At 74.1% G+C, this 19,748-nt stretch carries 21 protein-coding genes; 7 read left to right on the top strand and 14 right to left on the bottom strand.

The genetic code is table 11. The features are described from left to right. Positions 1 to 25 precede the first annotated feature (25 nt). The 5 genes from JT362_RS30165 to JT362_RS30145 form a co-directional block, all read right to left on the bottom strand. Positions 26 to 1,159, bottom strand: a complete 1,134-nt coding sequence (locus JT362_RS30165; RefSeq protein ID WP_260195227.1) for a bifunctional RNase H/acid phosphatase — start codon at positions 1,157 to 1,159, stop codon at positions 26 to 28. Then, positions 1,108 to 1,845, bottom strand: a complete 738-nt coding sequence (locus JT362_RS30160) for a zinc ribbon domain-containing protein (RefSeq protein ID WP_260195226.1) — start codon at positions 1,843 to 1,845, stop codon at positions 1,108 to 1,110. The genes JT362_RS30165 and JT362_RS30160 overlap by 52 nt, the downstream gene beginning before the upstream one ends. Further along, positions 1,842 to 2,675: a Nif3-like dinuclear metal center hexameric protein gene (locus JT362_RS30155; RefSeq protein ID WP_260195225.1), complete on the bottom strand. Its 834-nt coding sequence runs from the start codon at positions 2,673 to 2,675 to the stop codon at positions 1,842 to 1,844. Before JT362_RS30155 ends, JT362_RS30160 begins: the two co-directional genes overlap by 4 nt. Positions 2,676 to 3,042: 367 nt before the next feature. Further along, positions 3,043 to 4,062, bottom strand: coding sequence for an Rv2231c family histidinol phosphate aminotransferase CobC (gene cobC, locus JT362_RS30150; protein ID WP_260195224.1), 1,020 nt, complete (start codon positions 4,060 to 4,062; stop codon positions 3,043 to 3,045). Next, entirely contained in the window at positions 4,059 to 4,841 is a 783-nt protein-coding gene (locus JT362_RS30145; RefSeq protein ID WP_260195223.1) for an AraC family transcriptional regulator, read from the bottom strand. Before JT362_RS30145 ends, cobC begins: the two co-directional genes overlap by 4 nt. A 49-nt stretch (positions 4,842 to 4,890) precedes the next feature. On the opposite strand from JT362_RS30145, the gene JT362_RS30140 reads away from it, so the two are divergent. The 4 genes from JT362_RS30140 to JT362_RS30125 are packed head-to-tail and all read left to right on the top strand — an operon-like array spanning position 4,891 to position 7,434. After that, complete coding sequence (locus JT362_RS30140) at positions 4,891 to 5,301, top strand: DUF2000 domain-containing protein (protein WP_260195222.1); 411 nt, start codon at positions 4,891 to 4,893, stop codon at positions 5,299 to 5,301. Between the two features lie 14 nt (positions 5,302 to 5,315). After that, a complete protein-coding gene (locus JT362_RS30135; RefSeq protein ID WP_260195221.1) occupies positions 5,316 to 5,786 on the top strand; it encodes a low molecular weight protein-tyrosine-phosphatase in 471 nt (156 codons plus the stop codon). Further along, the gene (locus tag JT362_RS30130; protein WP_375546581.1) at positions 5,783 to 6,619 is read left to right on the top strand and encodes a fructosamine kinase family protein; all 837 of its coding nucleotides are present in this window, start codon (positions 5,783 to 5,785) and stop codon (positions 6,617 to 6,619) included. Before JT362_RS30135 ends, JT362_RS30130 begins: the two co-directional genes overlap by 4 nt. Positions 6,620 to 6,639: 20 nt before the next feature. Then, positions 6,640 to 7,434: an SURF1 family cytochrome oxidase biogenesis protein gene (locus JT362_RS30125; protein ID WP_260195220.1), complete on the top strand. Its 795-nt coding sequence runs from the start codon at positions 6,640 to 6,642 to the stop codon at positions 7,432 to 7,434. A 13-nt stretch (positions 7,435 to 7,447) separates the two neighbouring features. On the opposite strand, the gene JT362_RS30120 is transcribed toward JT362_RS30125, so the two are convergent. Continuing rightward, on the bottom strand, positions 7,448 to 8,380 hold the full coding sequence (locus tag JT362_RS30120; protein WP_375546580.1) for a cobalamin biosynthesis protein: 933 nt from the start codon (positions 8,378 to 8,380) through the stop codon (positions 7,448 to 7,450). Positions 8,381 to 8,514: 134 nt separating this feature from the next. Between JT362_RS30120 and JT362_RS30115 the strand changes: the two genes are divergently transcribed. Beyond that, positions 8,515 to 8,949, top strand: coding sequence for a hypothetical protein (locus tag JT362_RS30115; RefSeq protein ID WP_260195219.1), 435 nt, complete (start codon positions 8,515 to 8,517; stop codon positions 8,947 to 8,949). Here the strand turns inward: JT362_RS30115 and JT362_RS30110 are convergent. Beyond that, positions 8,946 to 9,299, bottom strand: coding sequence for a VOC family protein (locus JT362_RS30110; protein WP_260195218.1), 354 nt, complete (start codon positions 9,297 to 9,299; stop codon positions 8,946 to 8,948). The two genes, JT362_RS30115 and JT362_RS30110, sit on opposite strands and share 4 nt — an antisense overlap. A 52-nt stretch (positions 9,300 to 9,351) precedes the next feature. On the opposite strand from JT362_RS30110, the gene JT362_RS35480 reads away from it, so the two are divergent. After that, positions 9,352 to 9,858 carry a TetR/AcrR family transcriptional regulator gene (locus tag JT362_RS35480; protein ID WP_311202767.1) on the top strand — a complete coding sequence of 169 codons (507 nt, stop codon included), beginning with the start codon at positions 9,352 to 9,354 and terminating at the stop codon, positions 9,856 to 9,858. A gap of 78 nt (positions 9,859 to 9,936) precedes the next feature. Here the strand turns inward: JT362_RS35480 and JT362_RS30100 are convergent, their stop codons facing one another. The 6 genes from JT362_RS30100 to JT362_RS30075 form a co-directional block, all read right to left on the bottom strand. After that, the gene (locus JT362_RS30100) at positions 9,937 to 10,359 is read right to left on the bottom strand and encodes a protein-tyrosine phosphatase family protein (protein ID WP_260195217.1); all 423 of its coding nucleotides are present in this window, start codon (positions 10,357 to 10,359) and stop codon (positions 9,937 to 9,939) included. Continuing rightward, entirely contained in the window at positions 10,338 to 11,318 is a 981-nt protein-coding gene (gene nudC, locus JT362_RS30095) for an NAD(+) diphosphatase (RefSeq protein WP_260195216.1), read from the bottom strand. The genes JT362_RS30100 and nudC overlap by 22 nt, the downstream gene beginning before the upstream one ends. Beyond that, a complete protein-coding gene (locus JT362_RS30090) occupies positions 11,315 to 12,679 on the bottom strand; it encodes a M16 family metallopeptidase (RefSeq protein WP_260195215.1) in 1,365 nt (454 codons plus the stop codon). The genes nudC and JT362_RS30090 overlap by 4 nt, the downstream gene beginning before the upstream one ends. Next, positions 12,676 to 13,959, bottom strand: a complete 1,284-nt coding sequence (locus tag JT362_RS30085) for a M16 family metallopeptidase (RefSeq protein ID WP_260195214.1) — start codon at positions 13,957 to 13,959, stop codon at positions 12,676 to 12,678. The genes JT362_RS30090 and JT362_RS30085 overlap by 4 nt, the downstream gene beginning before the upstream one ends. A gap of 125 nt (positions 13,960 to 14,084) precedes the next feature. Next, entirely contained in the window at positions 14,085 to 14,549 is a 465-nt protein-coding gene (locus JT362_RS30080; RefSeq protein ID WP_260195213.1) for a hypothetical protein, read from the bottom strand. A 37-nt stretch (positions 14,550 to 14,586) separates the two neighbouring features. Then, positions 14,587 to 15,654: a potassium channel family protein gene (locus tag JT362_RS30075; protein ID WP_260195264.1), complete on the bottom strand. Its 1,068-nt coding sequence runs from the start codon at positions 15,652 to 15,654 to the stop codon at positions 14,587 to 14,589. A gap of 109 nt (positions 15,655 to 15,763) precedes the next feature. Between JT362_RS30075 and JT362_RS30070 the strand changes: the two genes are divergently transcribed. Next, complete coding sequence (locus JT362_RS30070) at positions 15,764 to 16,513, top strand: CU044_5270 family protein (protein ID WP_260195212.1); 750 nt, start codon at positions 15,764 to 15,766, stop codon at positions 16,511 to 16,513. 4 nt (positions 16,514 to 16,517) lie between these two features. On the opposite strand, the gene JT362_RS30065 is transcribed toward JT362_RS30070, so the two are convergent. Further along, positions 16,518 to 19,742 (bottom strand): ATP-dependent helicase, encoded by a 3,225-nt coding sequence (locus tag JT362_RS30065; protein WP_260195263.1) that lies wholly within the window; start codon positions 19,740 to 19,742, stop codon positions 16,518 to 16,520. Between the last annotated feature and the right edge of the window lie 6 nt (positions 19,743 to 19,748).

Below are 19,748 nucleotides of genomic sequence, written 5' to 3'. Positions count from 1 at the left end.
CGGGTCGATCATGGTCTGATCTTGGTCAGAGATGGGACGTGTCGTTCACCAGTCGGACGGACGCCTGCCCGTCCGGGTAGAACTCGACCACGGACAGTGAGGCAAGGTCGAGGTGCAGCCGGTAGAGCAGCGACGGGCCGGCGTCCAGGCCCATCCGCAGCAGCGACTTGATCGGCGTGACGTGGCTGACCACGATGACCGTGCCGGCACCGTGCTCGGCGATCAGCGCGTCGCGGACCCGGCGGACCCGGCGGTGCACCTGGTCGAAGGACTCGCCGTCCGGGGCGGGCAGGGTGTGGTCGGCGAGCCAGCGGGCGTGCAGGTCGGCGTCGCGTTCGGCGGCCTCGGCGAAGGTCAGCCGCTCCCAGGCGCCGAAGTCGGTCTCGGTCAGGCCGTCGTGGACGGTGACGTCGCCGCCGGTCGCCTCGGCCACCGCGGCGGCGGTCTGACGTGCCCGACCGAGTGGCGACGACACGATCGGGGTCTCGGCGCTCACACCGGCAGTGACCGCGATGCGCTGTCCCGCGGCCTTGGCCTGCCGCTCGCCGAGCGGCGTGAGCGCGACGTCGCCGCGGCCGGAGTAGCGGCGTTCGACGGACAGCTCGGTCTGGCCGTGGCGGAGCAGGAGGAAGCGGGTCGGGGTGCCGGTCGCGCCGGTCCACCTCGGCGTCTCGGGGGCCGCGGGCCGTTCAGCCCGCGGGGCTTTTCCCGCCTGGGCGTCCATGGCCTCGTTGGCGAGCCGGTCGGCGTGCGAGTTCTGCGCGCGCGGGATCCACTCGTAGCCGATCCGCCCGAACTCACGGGCGATCCGCTGGGCCTCGAGCGCGAGCGGTTGCAGTGACGGGTGCTTGACCTTCCACCGCCCGGCCATCTGCTCGACGACGAGCTTGGAGTCCATCCGGACCCGCACGTCGTCCGCGCCGAGCTGCGCGGCCGCCCTGAGCCCGGCGATGAGCCCGCCGTACTCAGCGACGTTGTTGGTGGCGACGCCGATCCCCTCGGCCCGCTCGACCAGCACCTCGCGCGTGGCCGCGTCGAACACCACGGCCCCGTACCCGGCCGGGCCCGGGTTCCCCCGCGACCCCCCGTCGGCCTCCACGATGACCTTCACAGGCCCGACTCCGCCGTGCGCACCATGATCGCGCCGCACTCCTCGCATGTGACGACCTCGTCGGCGGCCGTGCCGGAGATCCGGGAGATCGCGCTGCGGTCGAGTTCGATCCGGCACGCCCCGCAGCGGCGGGCCCGCAGCAGGGCGGCGCCGATGCCCTTGTTCCGCCGGACCCGCTCGTACAGTCCGAGCAGCGGCTCGGGGAACTCGCCGACCAGGCCGCCGCGTTCGGCGTCGCGCCTGGCCTGGGTGGTGTCGAGGTCGGCCAGCGCGTCGTCGCGGCGCCGGGCGGCGTCGGCGAGCGCTTCCTCGGCCTTGGCGAGCTCGACGCCGGCGTGCTGGGAGTCGAGTTCGACGGCCTCGCGGCGTTCCATGATATCCAGCAGCTCGTCCTCCAGCGTGGACTGCCGGCGCTTGAGGGTCTCGAGTTCGTGCTCGAGGTCGGTGAGCTGCTTGGCGGAGACGCTGCCGTCGGCGAGCAGGGCGCGGTCGCGGTCCTCGCGGGCGCGGACGGCGTCGATCTCCTTCTCCTGGCGCTTGACCTCGCGGTCGAGGTCGGCGAGGGCGGTGTCGGTGGCGACCTGGGCGTCCCGCTTGGTGCGCACGGCCTGCTCGGCGGCGGCGATCTCGTCGAGCTCGGGCAAGGTGCGCCGCCGGTGGTCGACCCGCGCGAGCTCGGCGTCGATGTCGGCGAGCTCGAGCAGGCGGCGCTGCACTGCGGGATCGGCTTTCACCCTTGGGTCCTCCCGGTGTTGTCCGGACCGGCGGCGACGGTCCAGGGATCGGTGCGACGAGTGGAGACGGTGATGTCGACGGTACCGCCGAGCACGTCGCGCAGGATCGCCGCCGCCTGCTCGCACCACGGCCACTCACTCGCCCAGTGCGCGACGTCGACGAGCGCCGGCGCGTTCGGCCGGCCGAGGTGCTCGCCGGCGGGGTGATGCCGCAGGTCAGCGGTGACGAACGCGTCGACCCCCGCGCGGGTGGCCGCGTCGAGGTACCCGTCCCCGGCACCCCCGGACACGGCGACGATCCGGATCGGACGGGCGGGGTCACCCGCCCCACGCACCGCCCCGGCGGTAGTCGGCAGCGCCCCGGCCACCCGCTCGACGAACCCCGCGAACGGCTCGGCCACGGAAAGCTCGGCGATCCGCCCGATCCCGGTTCGCCCGTCCGCGTTCGGCGCCAAGGGCCCGACGACGGTCAGCCCGAGGGCGTCCGCGAGCGCGTCCGACACCCCGGGGTCGGCGGCGTCGGCGTTGGTGTGCGCGCAGAAAAGGGCGACCCCGGCTCGAACGAGCCGGTGCACGAGCCGCCCCTTCGGCGTGTCCGCCGCGACCCCGTGCACTCCCCGCAACAACAGCGGATGGTGCGCGACCACCAACTGCGCGCCGAGCTCGATCGCCTCGTCCACAGTGTCCTCGACGGGGTCGACGCAGACGAGGATCCGGCGCACCGCCTCGTCCGGATCCCCGCAGACGAGGCCCACCGCGTCCCACGCCTCGGCCAGCTCCGGCGGGTACGCCCGCTCGAGCACCTCGACGACGTCACCGACCCTGGTCACCGCATCCTCACCTCGTGGTCCCCCGTTCCGATCCCGAGTCCCCATCCGAACCCGCACGCACCGTCCATCCCCAGCTGTCCGCAATCATCCCGCTTGTCCACATGTCGATCTTGCACACCCCGCCCGGGCCCCACGCGGCACTAGACTGGCCCTGAGGGGTGCCCCCGGAGCGGGTGGGGGATGCCCTTCACGTGTTCGCGCGCGCGTTGAAAGAGGATTTGGGGCGCGGTTGCGCTTCGTGTGGGGGCCTCGTGGTGGGGCGCGAGGAGGATCGCGGACGGGAACCGCGGCGGGCGATGGGATCGGTGCCGAGGGTTGTCGGCTCGGTGAGCTTTCTCAGGCCGAGGATCGTGGACACAGCACTGGGCTAGCTGCGGACCTCGGCGGCCAGCGCCGCGATCAGGAGCTCGCACGTCTCGGGATCCCGGACGGCGACGCGGAGGTGGTCGCTCGTCAGGCCGGGGAACGTGTCGCCGCGACGTACCGCGATTCCCCGGCGCCGCAGGGCTTGGCGTACCCGCTCCCCCTCGCGCACGCGCAGCAGCAGGAACGGTCCCGCCGCCGGTAGCGTCACCTCGACGCCGGGTAGCCGGGCCAGCGACGCCGCCAGCGCGTCCCGGTGCTCGGCGATCTCCTGCGCCGCCTTCTCGGCCTCGGCCACGGCGGGGGGTTCCGCGCAGGCCGTCACCGCCGCCAGTTGGATCGTGCCCACCGGCCAGTGTGGACGGGCCGCCGCCAGTCGGGCCAGTACCGTCGGGGCACCCAGGGCGTAGCCGGCCCGCAGGCCGGGCAGTGCCCAGGTCTTCGTCAGGCTGCGCAGGACCACCACGTCCGGCGACCGCGTCCCCGCCAGGGACTCGACCTCGCCGGGTACCGCGTCCATGAACGCCTCGTCGACCACCAGCAGCCGGCCGGGGCGGGCGAGCGCGCGTACCGTCGCCGCCGGGTGCAGGGTCGACGTGGGGTTGGTCGGGTTGCCCACTACCACGAGATCCGCGGCGTCCGGGACCAGCGCGGGATCCAGTCGGTACTCCGGCAGGACCACTCGGCGCACCGGCACGCCCGCCTGGCGCAACGCCACCTCGGGCTCGGTGAAGGACGGGTGCACGATTGCGGCCAGCTTCGGCGCGAGCGACGGGAGCAGTGCGAAACCCTCCGCCGCTCCGGCCAGCACCAGCACCTCGTCTGGCGACCGGCCGTGACGCGCGGCGACCGCCTCGCGTGCTGCGCGGTCGTCCGCCGCGGACGGGTAGCGCCCGATCGTGTCCAGCGCGGTCACCAAGCGGTCTCGGAGCCACCGCGGCGGGCCGGTGCCGCGCACGTTCACCGCGAAGTCGACCAGGCCGGGACCGGCGTCCACGTCGCCGTGGTGCCGCAGGTCGGTCATCGGGCGGACCTGACGTACGCTCCCGGGCCGATCCCGAGCAGCCGGCTGAAGTGCCTGGTCAGGTGGGCCTGGTCGGCGAAACCGGCCAGGTCGGCCGCCACCGCTACCGGCACGCCGTCGAGCAGGTGCCGGCGCGCCAGCTCGAGCCGCCTGCCGACGACGTACCGGTGCGGCGGGATGCCGAACTCGGTGCTGAACGCCCGGACCAGCGAGGTCGGGTGTGCGCCGAGCGTCCGCGCGGCGTCGGTGAGCGGCACGGCCGACGGCAGCGCGGCGTCGAGCAGGTCGCGCAGCTCGTGGGCGAGGCCGGAGCGCGGCTCGATGCCGCGGGCGCGCGGGCGCAGGTGCCGGCGCAGCCGCTCGACCACGAACGCCAGCCTGCTCTCCGCCTCCAGGTCCTCGGTGCGTGCCGCCAGCGCGTCGTGCAGCTGAGCGATCCGGGTGCGCAGCAACGGATCCGGCAGGCTCGGGCGGTCGACCGCCGCGCCGACGAGCCCGGCACCGAGCACCGGCGGGTCCAGGTAGAGCACCCGCTTGCGGAACCCGGTCGGCCGCACCGACCGCCCGTCGTGCGGCACCCCCGGCGGCAGCAGGGTGACCGCCCGGCGCTCCGCACCGTGTGCCCGGCGATCCAGGTCGTAGCGCACCACCCCGTCGTCGACGATCAGCAGCGTCCACGCCTCGTGGGTGTGCGCCGGGTAGGCGTGCGCGGCGAAGCGGGCGTGGAACACCTCCTGGATGCCCACGACCGGCGGGTGCCACGCGCTGATGACCGCCACGCAAAGAACGTACAAGACGCGGTGGCGTGGCCGGGACCACGCTGACCAGGTGCGTTTCGAGACGAAGATCGCCGTGCTGATCCGGGACGACCTGGCCACCTGGCAGCGGCTGAACGTGTGCGCGTTCCTGGTCAGCGGGATCGCCGCGACCGTGCCCGAGCTGATCGGCGAGCCCTACCAGGACGGCGACGGAACCAAGTACCTGCCCATGTTCGGCCAACCCGTGCTCGTGTTCGAGGCCACCGCCGAGACCCTCACCACGGCCCACACCCGCGCCGACACGCGCGGCCTGCCGATGTCGATCTTCACCAGGGAGCTGTTCGGCACCGGCAACGACCAGGACAACCGTGCCGCCGTGCGCGCGGTCGGACGCGCGGACCTCGACCTGGTCGGCCTCGCCGTGCACGGTCCGCGCAACGCGGTGGACAAGATCGTCAAGGGCGCCCGGCTGCATCCCTGAGGCACAATGCGCACGTGCATGTGTGCTTCGTCTGCTCGGGCAACATCTGTCGGTCGCCGATGGCCGCGGTGGTGTTCACCGAGCATCTGCGGCGGGAGGGGCTGGCCGACAAGGTACTGGTGACCAGCGCGGGCATCGGGCCGTGGCATGTCGGGGAGCCGGCGGACCCGCGGGCGCTGCGGACGCTCCGGGACAACGCCTACGCGCCCGAGCACGTGGCCGCGCAGGTGGGGGCCGAGCACCTGTCGGCCGACCTGCTGCTCGCCATGGACTCCGGGCACGAGGCCGCGCTGCGTGACCTGCTCACCCATCAGGGTGATGACCCGAACAGGGTGCGGATGTTCCGCTCGTTCGACCCCGACGCCACCGGCGACCTGGACGTGCCCGACCCCTACTACGGCCACGGCGACGGCTTCGTCGAGGTGCTCGGCATGGTCGAGGCCGCGATGCCCGGCCTGCTCGCCTGGGTCCGCGAACGCCTGTGAGGGGCGCCGAGGCCGCGACCGCGCTGACCGGGGTCCGGGCGGTGTCGTCGGCCGCGCTCGGTGGGACGGCGCACCGGATCGAACTGGCGGACGGGTCGGTCGTGGTCGCGAAGCGGCACGACCACGCGAGCGCGGTGCTGGCCGAGGCGACCGGCCTGCGGTGGCTCGCGGACGCCGGCTCGGTCCCGGTACCGGCGGTGCGCGGGCACGACGACGAGTGGCTGGTCGCCGACCACGTCACCCCCGGCTCCCCCACGGCGACCGGCGCCGAGGCGCTGGGCCGGGACCTCGCCGGGCTGCACGCCGCCGGCGCGCCGGCGTTCGGGGCGCCGCCGCCGGACGGTCCGGTCGACGCCTGGATCGGGCTCGCTCCGATGCGGAACGAGACCGGCGCCGATTGGCCCTCCTGGTACGCCGCGCACCGCCTCGAGCCGTACCTGCGGACGGCCGCCGACCATGGCCACGACCTGCGCGTGGTCGGCGAGGTGTGCGAGCGGGTCGACGCGCTGGCCGGGCCGGCCGAACCCCCGGCCCGGCTGCACGGCGACCTGTGGAGCGGCAACGTGCTCTGGTCGACCGGCGGCGCCTGGCTGATCGACCCCGCCGCGCACGGCGGGCACCGGGAGACCGACCTCGCGATGCTTCACCTGTTCGGGTGTGCACACCTCGATCGGGTGGTCGCGGGGTACGAGGAGGTGGCCCCGCTGGCCGACGGCTGGCGGGCCCGGATCCCGCTGCACCAGCTGTTCCCGCTGCTGGTGCACACCGTGTTGTTCGGCGGCGGGTACGCGCGCCAGACGCGGGACGCCGCCCGGGCCGCACTGCGTGCGTGACCCTGCCCTACCGTTGGGGTGTGCGGTTGCGGTTCCTGCTCCGGCCAGGCTGGCTGGCGTTGACGGCGGCGGTCCTGGTCTTCGCCGGCGTCTGCTTCGCCGTGCTCGCGCCGTGGCAGTTCGGCCGGCACGCGGAGCGCTCGGCGGACAACGACGCGATCACCCGGTCGATGTCGGCGGAGCCCGTGCCGGTACTGGAGGTCGCCGAGCCGACCGAGTGGCGGACCATGACGGCCACCGGCACCTACCTCACCGACGACGAGCTGGTGGCCCGGCTGCGCAGCGTGCACGGCGAGCCGGCGTTCGAGATCCTCACCCCGTTCCGCCTGGCCGACGGCTCGGTGGTGCTCGTCGACCGCGGGTTCGTGCGGCCGGAACAGGGCGAGGTGCCGTCGTACGCGGAGCCGCCGGCCGGCGAGGTGACCGTCACCGCGCGGTACCGGCTCGACGAGCGGGACGCGCAGAACCGGAACGCGCCGCCCGGGCAGGTGTACGCGGTCGGTTCGCGCGAGGTGGCCGAGGAGACGGGGCTGTCGATCCGGCCCGGGTACCTGGCGCTGACCGAGGGGAGCCCTGGCGTGCTGTCGGCGTTGCCGTTGCCGGAGCTGGAGACCGGCCCGTTCCTGTCCTACGCCCTGCAGTGGATCACGTTCGGGGCGATGGCGCTGCTGGCGTGGCTGTACTTCACGTGGCGGGAGATCCGGCCGGGCGGCGCGCTCGCCACCCCGCGGACGAACCCGAACCGGCCGCGGCGGCAGTCGGTGGCGCAGCAGATCGCCGAGGAGGAGGCCAGGGAGCGCGCCACGAGCCCGTGACGCGGGCCGGCCGTCAGCGGCGGGAGCGGGCCAGCGCCGTCAGCGCGGCGAGCACCGCGGCCAGGCCGCCGACCACTCTGGACAGTTCCACCGCGCGCGTCACGTGCCCCGAGTCCGGCGTCCGCCCCTCCCCCAGGACCGGGCGCTCCTCCACGCCGTGCGGGTAGACCGTCCGGCCACCGAGGCGGACCTCGAGCGCGCCGGCGAACGCGGCCTCCACCCGGCCGGCGTTCGGACTCGGATGGGCGGCCGCGTCCCGGTGCCACGACTGCCACGCACCGCGCCACGAACCGCCGACCACCGGCGCCCCGGCGACGGTGAGCGCCGCGGCCAGCCGGGCGGGCAGCAGGTTCACCACGTCGTCGAGGCGCGCCGACGCCCAGCCGAACCGCCGGTACCGCGGGCTGCGGTAGCCGACCATCGCGTCGAGCGTGTTCACCGCCCGGTAGCCGAGCAGCCCCGGCACGCCCGCGACCGCGCCCCACACCAGCGGCGCGACCACCGCGTCCGACGTGTTCTCCGCGACCGACTCCACCGCCGCCCTGGCCAGCCCCTCGGCGTCCATCTCGGACGGGTCGCGCCCGCACAGGTGCGGCAGCCGTTCCCTGGCCGCCGGCAGCTCACCGGCGTCCAGCTCACGGCCGATCGCCGCGCCCTCCACCGCGAGCGACCGGCCGCCGAGCACCAGCCAGGTCGCGGCGGCGGTCGTCAGGGTCCGCACGACCGGGCTGTGCCGGCCGGCGCGCTCGACCAGCGCGCCGGCGGCGACCACGCCGCCGCCGAGCACGGCCACGTGCGCCACACCGGCGAGCTTGTGGTCGCGGTAGAGGACCCGTTCCAGCCGCTGCGCCGCCCGGCCGAAACCCGCTACCGGGTGCCCGCGCCGCGGGTCGCCGAACGCGCCGTCGGCGGCCACCCCCAGCAGCAGGCCGACCGCACGCGCCATGCCCACCACGTCATCACCCCCTCGGGCTCGCTCGGATGCCGAGCCACGAGATCGACACCGTATCGCCATCGAAGCGCACCGCGACGCACGGGCGCTGGTTGAATGCGCGCATGTTGCGAGCGAGCCGGCGAGGCGTGTTCAGACGAGCCTACGACCTCGTCGAGGACGACCACGCGGTGACCGAACTGACCGGTTTCCGGCGGGAGAGCTGCGAGTTCACCGTGGACGACCAACGGTTGCGGGTGGACCGCGAACGCGGCAAGCGGTTCGTGCTTTCCGGGCCGGTCGGCCGGATCGCGAGCGCGGACCGGGAGACCGGCCGTCGCTGGGCGATCACCACCGCCGCGGGCCGCCTCGAGTTGGAGCGACCATCGACGTGGCGGTCGGCGTGGGAGCTGCGGCGCGGCGGGGTGACCGTCGGCCGGTTCGAGCACCGCGGGGTGTTCTCCTGGACCGCGACCGGTGACGTGTCGGCCGAGCTGCCGCTGCCGGTGCGCGTGTTCGCGTTCTACGTGGTGCTGATGCTGTGGGAGCGGGCCGCGGCCACCGCCGCGGCGGCGTCGTCCTAGGCGGTTTGTTCGGCGGTGACGTCGAGCAGGTGGATGGTGTTGCCGGCCGGGTCGAGGAAGGCCGCGCCGCGTCCGCCGGGGAGGTCGAGCACCTCGCCGACCCACTTGAGGTCGGGGTGCTCGGCCATGAACGTGTCGACGCTGTCGACGGCGTAGAAGCCGCCGGCCTTCCACTCCGGGCCGTCGCCGGGTGGGACGTCGAGCATCAGTTCGACCTCGGTGCCGGGGAGGGCGAAGGCGGCGGTCGTGTCGCCCTCGCGCCAGGACTCGTCCAGGCCGAGGACGTCGCGGTAGAAGGCCACGGCGGCGGCGAGGTCGTCGACGGGTTGGTAGAGGAACATGAGCTTCATGCCCGGAACATAATTGGTTTACGGCCCTGGGTCAACGGATTATGGTGGGTCCGTGCGCGAATGGATTCCGATCCCGGGAAGCGTCAAGGCGAGGCTGGTGGAGGCCGCCGTGCACCAGTTCGAGCTGGCGGGCTACGAGGAGGTCAACGTCACGGAGCTGGCGGCGAAGGCGAGCGTGACGACGGGGGCGCTGTACCACCACTTCGACTCGAAGCTCGGGCTGTACCTGGTGGTGCGGGAGGAGATGGAGCGGCGGGTCGTGGACCGGATGGCCGGGGCGGCGGCCGCGGTGGGGGGCGAGGGCCGGGCGGCGGCCCGGGCGGCGTTGCTGGTCGCCTTCGACGCGGCGGTGCGGTTCGGGGTGTGCCGGATCCTGGCCGAGTCGGTGCCGGTGACGCGGGTCGATCCGATCGAGGCGACGTTGCGGCCACTGCTGCCGGACGCGGCGCGAACGGGTGGGGCGATGTTGGCGGCGGCCTGGCGGGCGGCACTACTGGCCGTGGCGGACGGGACGCCGAGCAGCACGGCGCGGGAGTCGCTGGAGTACGTGCTGGGGTAGGCGCGTTGGCCTCCGGCCCCCGGTTTCCATGCTACTCAGGGGTGCCGACAGTTTCGGGTTGAGTGGCGGAGAGGGCTCTCAGGGTGTGGGGAAGCGGGTGACCCAGCGGCGTTGCCAGGGGGTTTCGACGGCGCGGCGGTGGTAGTGGCGTCTGGTCCAGGCCACCGCTTCTCGTGGGTCTACGCCGGACAGGACGGCCAGGCAGGCGATCACGGTGCCCGTTCGGCCGATGCCACCGCCGCAGGCCACCTCGACCTGTTCGCCGGAGCGGGCGTGGGTGTGGAGGAGCTGGACCGCCCTGATGGCGGCGGGTGGGTCGCTCGGCAGGCGGAAGTCGGGCCAGTCGAGCCATTCGTGGGGCCAGTCCGGGCGGTAGTCGCGGTGGCTTCTGCCCAGGTAGAGGGCGCGGTCGGGCGGGTCGGCTGGGGCTGGGGAGCGGAGGGCGCGGCCGCGGACGCGGCAGCCGTCCGGGAGGTGGATCATGGCTGGGAACCCGCCCATCCGGTGAGCATCATGCGGGCTATGGACGTGGGGCCGGGGAGGCGGAGGCCCTCGATTTCACCGCCGGCGTCCAGGGCTTCGCGCACGCGGGCGCGGGAGATCCAGTGCGCCTCCTCGATCTCGCCGTCGGCGGGGTGGAGGGGGGCGCCACGGGGAGCCACGGCGGCGAAGCCGACCATGATCGAGCGGGGGAACGGCCACGGCTGGCTGCCGAGGTAGCGGATGTCGTGCACCGGCACGCTCACCTCTTCGGCGACCTCCCTGGCCACGCACGCTTCGAGGGACTCGCCCGCCTCGACGAAGCCGGCCAGCACCGAGTACCGCTCTGGCGGCCAGACCGGCTGCCTGGCCAGCAGGACGTGCTCACCGTTCACCCCGGTGTCGTCGTGGACCAGGCAGATCACGGCGGGGTCGGTGCGCGGGTACTCCTCCAGGCCGCAGCCGGCGCAGTGGGTGGCCCAGCCGGCGTTGCGTGCCTCGGTCCGGGCGCCGCACCTGCCGCAGAAGCGCGCCCGGTTGTGCCACCTGGTCAGCGCCACGGCCGTGGTGTACAGCCCGGCCGAGGTGTCGTCGAGGAGCGCGCCGATCGTGCGCAGGTCGTGCCATTCCTCGCCGTCCTCGGACGCCGCGCCGGTCCAGCGGCCCCAGGCGCTGTCGGGGGACGCGACGCCCTCCCGCAGGGTCATGGGCCGGTGGACGGCCCAGTAGCCGACGCCCTCGTGCTCGCCGAGCAGGTGGGCGTCGGCGGGACGCTCGTCGGCCACGGCGGACGCGGGGCGGGTGGCGAGGCTGGTGGCGTCCGGGCCGACCGGGGTGCGGCCCTTCTCGTCCAGCAGGATCACCCGGCCGGTCGTCCACAGTTCGGCCAGGCGACCGGGGTCCGTCCGCACCGGCTCGTTTCGGTCCACTGTGGACCTCGACAGGGTGGGCGGGCCGGACAGCTGGAACGGCACGCTCATGCCGACCGCACGCCGCCCAACGCCGTCAGGTACCGGACCTGCGCCTCGTCGCCGACCACGACGCCGGTGAAGCGGGCCGGGGCGTAGAAGTGCAGCGCCGCCTCGGCGATCTCGTCGGCGGTGACCTCGGCCAGCCGCGCGGGATGGTCGACGAGCCAGTCGACGCCGAGCCCGTACGCGGCCAGCGCGGCCAGCTGGGAGGCCAGGCCGGTCTGCGAGCCGGTCGAGATCAGCAGCGAGCCGATCGCGTACTGGCGCACGGTGTCCACTTCGGACTCGGTGGGCGGCACGACGCCGAGGCGGGCCAGCTCGTAGCGCATCTCGAGCAGCGCCGGCGCGGTGACCTCGCTGGCGGTGTCGGCCTCGACCAGCAGGGTCGCGCCGCTCGGCGTGAACTCCGGGTAGGACCGGGCGTGGTAGGTGTACCCCTTGTCCTCGCGGATGTTCTCCACCAGGCGCGAGGAGAAGAAGCCGCCGAACACCAGGTTCGCCAGCTGCAGCGCGGGGTAGCGCGGGTCGGTGCGCGGAATCGCCTCGGCGGTGAGCCGCAGCTGCGACTGCACGGCCCCCGCACGCGGCACGAACAGCAGGTCGCCGCCGGTGACCTCCGGCAGGTCGGGCAGCTCCACCGCCGACCGGTCCGAGCGCCAGCCGCCGAACGCGGACGCGATGCGCGCCACGGCGTCGTTCGGCTCGATGTCGCCGACCAGCACCAGCAGCGAGCCGCGCGGGAGCACCGAGGCGGCGTGCAGCTCGCGCACCCGCTCGGCGGTGACGGCCGCGACGTCGTCGGCATCGGGCATCTCGCGGGTGTACGGGTGGTCGCCGTAGCGGTGCCGCTGCAACGCCTCCCGCGCGATCACGCTCGGCTGCGAGCGCGCCACCGCGATCCGCTCGACCAGGCGGTCGCGCTCACGGACCACCTCGTCGTCGAGGTACACGGCACCGGTCAGCGCGTCGGCCAGCACGTCCAGCAGCGTGTCGAAGCCGCTGGCCAGCGCGTTGCCGCTGATGCTGAGCCGCTCCGGGTCGACGCCGGCGCTCAGCTCGCCGCCGACCAGCGCGAGGTCGGTGTCGATGGCGACCCGGTCGCGGCGCTCGGTCGCGGTGAGCAGCGTCTCGGCGAGCACCTCGGCGACCGCGGCGTGCGCCGGATCGGTGCCGGCGAAGGGGATGCGCATGCGCAGCTCGACCATCGGCACGGCCGACTGGTGCACGGCGATGACCCGCAACCCGTTGTCGAGCACGGTGTCCACACTGGACAGATTGGTGGCCGAGCGCTGCTCGCCGAGCGCCGGCAGCGGGCGCGGGCCGAGCTCGGTGCGGCCGATCTCGGCGGCGGTGCGGTAGCTGGTGGTCACTGGTTTCCTCCTGCCGGCGTGACGGTGAGCACCGCGCGCGCGTCCGGGCGCAGCGCCTTCGCGGCGGCGGCGACGGCGTCCGGCGTCACCGAGGCGATCCGGTCGGGCAGCCGGTGCACGAGGCCGGGGTCGCCGTAGAGCAGTTCGAGCGAGCCGAACGCGAGCGTGCGGGACACCAGCCGGTCGTGCTCGCGGTGCAGGCCGGCGGCCCAGCGAGCGGTGACCTTGGCCAGCTCCTGCTCGCTCGGCGGCGTCGAAGCGAGCGTGTCGAGTTCCTCGTCGACCGCGGCGAGCACCCTGGCCTGGTCGACCTCGGGCGAGTGCATGGCGGTGACGATGAACGTGTCCGGGTCGCGCGCCTCGAACGGGCCGAACAGGCCGCAGGCGGCGCCGACGTCGGTGACCACCGGCTCGCGGTGCAGCAGGCGCTGCTGCAGGCGCGACCCGTCGCCCTCGGCGAGGACCGCGGCCAGCACCAGGTTGGCCAGGTAGCCGTCGAGGTCGTTGATCGGGTCGGGCATCCGGTAGCCGGCGGCGAACGCGGGCAGCGGGGCGTGCGGGTCGAGGTGCTCGTCGCGCAGCTCGGTGGTCGGCGGCGGTTCGGCGAACGACGGCCGGTCGGGCGCGGGCCGGTGCGGCACGTCGCCGAAGTGCCGGTCGATCAGCTCGCGGGTCGCGTCGACGTCGAGGTCGCCGGCGACGGTGAGCACGGCGTTGGCCGGCGCGTAGTAGGTGTCGAAGAACTGGGCGCAGTCGTCGAGGTCGGCCTGCTCAAGCTCGGTGAAGTCGCCGTAGCCGTTGTGGGCGTTGGGGAACGTCCGGTAGAGCACCGGGGGCAGGAGGATCCAGGGGAACCCGCCGTAGGGCCGGTTCAGCACGTTGAGCCGGATCTCCTCCTTGACCACGTCGACCTGGTTGCGCAGGTTCTCCTCGGTGATCTTGGGCGCGCGCATCCGGTCGGCCTCGAGGAACAGCGCGCGCTCGAGGGCGGCCGAGGGCAGCACCTCGAAGTAGTCGGTGTAGTCCGGGTGGGTGGAGCCGTTGAAGGTGCCGCCCGAGGACTGCACGTGCCGGAAGTGCGCCAGCTTCTCCAAGCTCTCGCTGCCCTGGAACATCAGGTGCTCGAAGAGGTGCGCGAAGCCGGTGCGCCCCTCCGGTTCGGAGCGGAACCCGACGTCGTAGTGCACGCTCACGCCGACCACGGGCGCGGTCGGATCGGGCGCGAGCACCACCCGTAGGCCGTTGGGCAGCGTGAACCTGTTCAGCTCGGTTGCTGGCATGTCCGCAGCCTACGTGGCAGCACCGGCGCCCGGTCGGCGGCGCCACGGCCGCGACGGGAACGTACGACTCGCGCGACGGGAACGTACGACTCGCGGGACGGGAACGTACGACTCGCGGGGGGGAATCAGGGTTGGGGGGTTCGTGGGGGGCGGCGGAGAAGGTAGGTGTAGGCGGCGCCCGCGGTGGAGGCGGCGACGAGGAGGACGGAGCCGAGGCCTTCGCCCGCCGTGCCGTCGCCGGTGGCGGCCTGGGCGGCGTAGACGACGAGGTTGGGCGGGGGGTCGGCGGGGACGGTGATGTCGACCTGTTCGCCCTCGGCGTGGCCGCAGCCGTTGAAGCGGGCCTCGCGTTCCCGGCCGTCGATGGTGAAGGTGACCCGTTCGTTGGCGCCGCCGTCGGCGGTGCACGGGGCGCCCGCGGAGACGGTCGCGGTGACCTTCGTACCGGGGTCGCTCGACGCGGCGGCGAAACCGGTGAGGCCGAAGGCGTTGGCGGTGATCGTGATCCCGATGGCCAGCAGGAACAGCGCGATGCCCAGCGCAAGCCAGCGCAGGTACCCGAGGGGCACCGGCACTCGGGAGATCCGCACGCGACGATGGTCGCAGATCCCCGAGTGGGCGTATACCTCAGTCGGTGCCGCTCGCTGGGGTTATCTTCCGTACGTAGAGCAACCGGTCCCCGGCCTCCATCGCGTCGGCCTCGGGGTGGTCCACTCGATAGAGTTTGCCCGCTCGAACGACGCCCAACACGATGTCGGACAGGTGCCGGGGCGACCCACCGACCTCCGACGGATCGACGTCACGCTCCGCGATCGCGACCCCCGACTCGGGGGTGATCAGGTCCTCGACCATGTCCACGACCGACGGCGTGTGCGTGGCCATGCCGAGCAGCCGGCCGGCCGTCTCGCTGGACACCACCACCGAGTTCGCGCCGGACTGGCGCAGCAGGTGCACGTTCTCCGCCTCCCGCACGGCCGACACGATCTGCGCCTTCGGCGCCAGCTCCCGCGCGGTCAGCGTGACCAGCACGGCCGAGTCGTCCCGGTTCGCGGCCACCACGACCGCCCGCGCCCTCGGCACCCCGGCGACCCGCAGCACGTCCGACCGGGTGCCCGAGCCGTGCACGGTCACCAGCCCGAGCGCGGACGCCGCGTCCAGCATCGCCTGGTCGGTGTCCACCACGACGATGCGCTCGGGGTCGACGCCGTCGGACAGCACCGAGCTCACCGCCGACCGCCCCTTGGTGCCGTACCCGACGACCACCACGTGATCGCGCACCTTCGACCTCCAACGTTGCAGCTTGAACGCCTGGCGCGACCGCTCGGTGAGCACCGCCAGGGTGGTACCGACCAGCACGATCAGGAACAGCACCCGCAGCGGGGTGATCACCAGGATGTTGACCAGCCGCGCGGTCTCGCTCACCGGGGTGATGTCGCCGTACCCGGTGGTCGACAGCGACACCGTGGCGTAGTAGAAGCAGTCCAGCAGCGAGAGCCCGTCGCCGTTGCTGTCGCGGTACCCGTCGCGGTCGATGTAGACCAGGAACACGGCGGCCATCAGCGCCAGGAACGCCCACACGATCCGCCGCACGATCGAGGCGATCGGGCTGACCGAGCTCTCCGGCATCCGGATGACGCCGACCAGCGAGTGGTCGGGCCGATCCGTGAGCTTCTCGGCGGCCAGGCGCGCCCGCAGCTTCCTCGGCAGACGCCGTGCCGGCTCCTCTGGGCTGGTCACGCGCGGAAGCGTAACCAGCCCCGGTGCGCGCCGCCGCTCCGACCGGCCGAGGACCGACAATGTCGGCATGACCGACGACTACGGCCAGTACCACTACATCCGCACCCGCGGCTGGCACCTCTCCTCGCACCAGCGCCTCAGCCGCGCCGACGGCACCCTCACCGACATGGGGCTGACGTACCTGCAAGAGACGGTGGTCGAGCGGTGGGTGCCGGCACCGCCCGAACAGGAGTGCACCCAGCGCAACCACACCACCGGCGAGTACCAGTGGGTGGTCGGCGACGACGAGAAGGCCCGGGAGGCGGGGCTCGAGCTGCCGAAGCCGGACACCATGGAGCTGCGCGTGCCGTGCGGCGACTTCCCGGACGGCACGTGGCAGCGGCCGAGCACCGGGTTCCTGGCGGCGCTGCCGCGCGACCCGGGCGCGCTGCTCGACCGGCTGCGCCGGGACACCGAGGGCAAGCGCGGGGACCCGGACCTGCGGATGCTGGAGTACGTCGCCGACGCGCTGCAGTCCGGGCTGGTGCCCGCGGAGCTGCGGACCGCGCTGTACCGGGTGCTCGCCGAGGTGCCGGGCGTGGAGGTCGTCGAGCGGGTGCCGAACCTGGACGGCCGGGAGGGCACCGCCTACGGCCTGAGCCGCGCCGGCCGGCGGCGGGAGGTGTTCGCGGACCCGGACACCGGCCACTACCTCGGTGAACGGCACGTCGCCGAGGACGAGGCCCAGGTTCCGGCCGGCACGGTCACGTCCTTCACTGCGGTGTCGCTCCCGGTGGTCGTCGACTCGATCCCGCCAGGTGGCACGTCGGCGGGCTGACGGGTCACGACGAGGGGACGGCGCGCAGGAGGTCGCGGATGCCGTCCGCGGTGAGCAGGTCCGCGGGGCGGAGCGTGTGGTCCAGCCGCACGTAGTGGAACGCCGCGCGCACCCGATCCACCGGGGTGCCGGACAGGCTCGCCCAGGCCAGGCGGTACGCGGCCAGCTGCACGGTCAGCGGGCGCAGGTTCTCGTCCGGCGGCAGGGCGCCGGTCTTCCAGTCGACCACGGTCCAGCCGCCGTCCGGGTCGGCGAACACGGCGTCCATCCGGCCACGCAGCGAGATCCCGGCGATGTCGCAGGTGAACGAGACCTCCACCTCGTGCGGCACCCGGTCGGCCCAGGAACTCGCCAGGAACGCCTCCTTCAGCGCGTCCAGGTCGGAATCGGGCGCCGCGTCCTGGTCGGCCGAGCCGGGGAGCTCGTCGAGGTCGAGCAGCGCGCGGGAGCCGAACCGCTTCTCCAGCCAGGCGTGGAACGCGGTGCCCCGGCGGGCGGTCGGGTTCGGCGGGAACGGCAGCGGGCGGCGCAGCCGGCGGGCCAGCGCGACCGGATCGGCGGCGAGCTGCACCAGCTGGACCACCGACATCGACGCCGGCAGCGTCACCTGTTCCTGCGCGCCCGCGGCCTGGGCGCGTTCGGCGAGCAGCACGTCGGTGTCGGCTTCCCAGCCCTCCGGGTCCTCCTCCAGCATGGACAGCTGGGTGGTGCCGGCGCGCAGGTCGGCCAGCTCCGCGCGGACCAGCGAGGCGCCCGCGCGCACGTCGGCCCGGCCGAGCGCGAGCGGGTCGGACGGCCAGGTCGCGGTGCGGTCGGCGTTCGCGAGCGGGTTCTCCTCGTCCTCCTCCGGCGGCGGGGCCAGGTAATCCACCGTGGCCACCGCGGGATCCATCGTGGACACGAGATCGGCGACCTCGGTGAAGAAGTCCGAAGGCCCCTTGGGTTTCGCGCCGGTGCGGCCCCACCAGTGCGCGGAGACGAGCAGCGTGCGCTCGGACCGGGTCAGCGCGACGTAGCACAGCCGGCGTTCCTCGGTCAGGTCCCGCTCGGCGAACGCCTCCGCGTGCCTGGTCAGCTCCTGCTCGACCTCCTTGCGGTTCCCGCACCCGTCGAGGTTGAGCGACGGCAGGTCGGCGGCGTCCCCGCGCAGCGGCGCGGGCAGCTGGGTGACCGTGCGCAGCCACGACGAGGTCCGCCGCCGGCTGGGGAACACGTCGGTGACCAGGTGCGGCACCGCGACGATCTCCCACTCCAGCCCCTTCGCGGAGTGCACGGTGAGGATCTGCACGCGGTCCTCGGCGACCTCCACCTCGCCCGGCTCGAGCCCGTCCTCGGCGGCCTCGGCGGCGGCGAGGTAGTCCAGCAGCGCGGGCAGGCTCGCCGACGGGCTGGTCTGGGCGTAGTCGGACACCACGTCGGCGAACTTGTTCAGGTGCGCGCGGCCCGCGCCGCCCGGCCGCGCCTTGGCCTCGACGTCGAGCAGCATCACCCGCTCCACCTCGGCCACCAGCTCCGGCAGCGGCTGGTCGAGCCGTCGGCGCAGCCCGCTCAGCTCGGCGCCGAGCGCGCGGATCCGCCGGTAGCCCTCGGGCGAGTACGCGGCCGCGTCGCCCGGGTCGTCGATCGCGTCGACCAGCCCGGCCTGCTCGGCGCCCTCGCCCGGCACGGTGTCGACCAGCGCGCCGACGCCCTCGGTGGCCCGGAACGCCTGACCCAGCTCGGCGGCGCGCCGCCACAGCGCGGCCAGGTCGGCGGCACCGAGCCGCCAGCGGGCGCCGGTGATCACCCGAGCGGCCGCGGTGCCGGCGAGCGGGTCGATCAGCACGCGCAGCGCCGAGACCAGGTCGCGCACCTCGGGCTCGTCGAGCAGCCCGCCGATGCCGACGACCTCGACCGGCAGCCCGCGCTCGCGCAGCGCGGCGGCCAGGTCGGTCATGTCGGCGCGACGCCGTACGAGCACGGCCGCGGTCGGCGGTTTGCCGTGTTCGGCCACCGAGGCGCGCCAGCGCTCGGCGATCCGGTCGGCGACCCAGTCGACCTCGGTGCCGGCGTCGGGCAGCAGCGCGCACCGCACGTCGGCGGACTCGGCGAAGTCGGGGGCACGCAGCTCGTCGACCTCGATGCCGGCCGCGCGCAGCGGCGCGGACACCGCGTTGGCCAGCGCGAGCACCTCCGGCGGGTTGCGGAAGCTGGTGAGCAGGCCGTACCGGGTCGCGGGTTGCCCGCCGCGCTTGGGGAAGTCGGTGGCGAACCGCGGCAGGTTGGCCGCGCTGGCGCCGCGCCAGCCGTAGATGGCCTGCACCGGGTCGCCGACCGAGGTGACCGGCAGCGGCTCGCCGTCGGGGCCGCCGAACAGCGAACGCAGCAGGATCCGCTGGGCGTGCCCGGTGTCCTGGTACTCGTCGAGCAGCGCGGCGCCCCAGCGTTCGCGCTCGCCCCGGACGACCTCGGGGTGCCCGGCGGCGAGCTGGGCGGCCAGGGCCATCTGCTCGGCGAAGTCGAGGGCGCCCTCGCGCCGCTTGCGTTCGGCGTAGGCGTGCACGAGGGGTAGCAGCGCGACCCGGAACCGCTGGGTGGCGACGACCTCGCGGAGGTCCTGGGACAGCTCGGCGCGCTGGCGGGGGGCGCGTGGGGCGTTCTCGATGGCGGCGCGGACCTGTTCGGAGTACCGGACGAGGGCGTCCTCGTCGACCAGGTGCTCGGCCAGTTCCCCGGCGAGTTCGAGCAGGTAGCGGGTGACGGTCACCGGGACGCGGTCGGTCTCCAGGTCCTGGGTCCAGGTGGACACGACGCGGTGCGCGAGCTGCCAGCACGCGGTCTCGGTGAGCAGGCGCGCGCCCGGCTCGACCGGCAGCCGCAGCCCGTGCTCGGCGACCAGGCGGCCGGCGTAGGCGTGGTAGGTGAGCACGGTGGGTTCCCCGGCGTGCAGCGACGCGAGCCGGTCGCCGCCGGGGTCGAGCCGGGCGAGCAGCCCCGACCCGGCCAGGCGCCGCAACCGCGCGCGGACCCGGTCGGCGAGCTGGCGGGCGGCCTTGCGGGTGAACGTCAGCCCGAGCACGCGGTCGGGGGTGACCAGACCGTTGGCCACCAGCCAGACCACCCGCGCGGCCATCGTCTCGGTCTTCCCGGCTCCCGCACCGGCGACCACCAGCGCCGGCTCGGCGGGCGCGGCGATCACCGCGACCTGCTCGTCGGTCGGTGCCGGCAGGCCCAGCTCGGCCGCCAGCATCCGGGG

Origin of the sequence: Actinophytocola gossypii (assembly GCF_025165815.1) — a bacterium.
GTDB classification, from domain to species: Bacteria; Actinomycetota; Actinomycetes; order Mycobacteriales; family Pseudonocardiaceae; genus Actinophytocola; species Actinophytocola gossypii.
Note: the sequence above shows the minus strand (reverse complement) of the source record. Positions and strands in the feature narration are given on the sequence as shown.

Excerpts from the sequence above, each read along its gene's own strand:
- JT362_RS30120 (WP_375546580.1), bottom strand. The coding sequence starts at position 8,380 with ATGGCGCGTGCGGTCGGCCTGCTGCTGGGGGTGGCCGCCGACGGCGCG.
- JT362_RS30165 (WP_260195227.1), bottom strand. The coding sequence starts at position 1,159 with ATGCGAGGAGTGCGGCGCGATCATGGTGCGCACGGCGGAGTCGGGCCT.
- JT362_RS30085 (WP_260195214.1), bottom strand. The coding sequence starts at position 13,959 with ATGCCAGCAACCGAGCTGAACAGGTTCACGCTGCCCAACGGCCTACGG.
- nudC (WP_260195216.1), bottom strand. The coding sequence starts at position 11,318 with ATGAGCGTGCCGTTCCAGCTGTCCGGCCCGCCCACCCTGTCGAGGTCC.
- JT362_RS30070 (WP_260195212.1), top strand. The coding sequence starts at position 15,764 with ATGACCGACGACTACGGCCAGTACCACTACATCCGCACCCGCGGCTGG.
- JT362_RS30100 (WP_260195217.1), bottom strand. The coding sequence starts at position 10,359 with ATGGGCGGGTTCCCAGCCATGATCCACCTCCCGGACGGCTGCCGCGTC.
- cobC (WP_260195224.1), bottom strand. The coding sequence starts at position 4,062 with ATGACCGACCTGCGGCACCACGGCGACGTGGACGCCGGTCCCGGCCTG.
- JT362_RS30065 (WP_260195263.1), bottom strand. The coding sequence starts at position 19,742 with ATGCTGGCGGCCGAGCTGGGCCTGCCGGCACCGACCGACGAGCAGGTC.
- JT362_RS30110 (WP_260195218.1), bottom strand. The coding sequence starts at position 9,299 with ATGAAGCTCATGTTCCTCTACCAACCCGTCGACGACCTCGCCGCCGCC.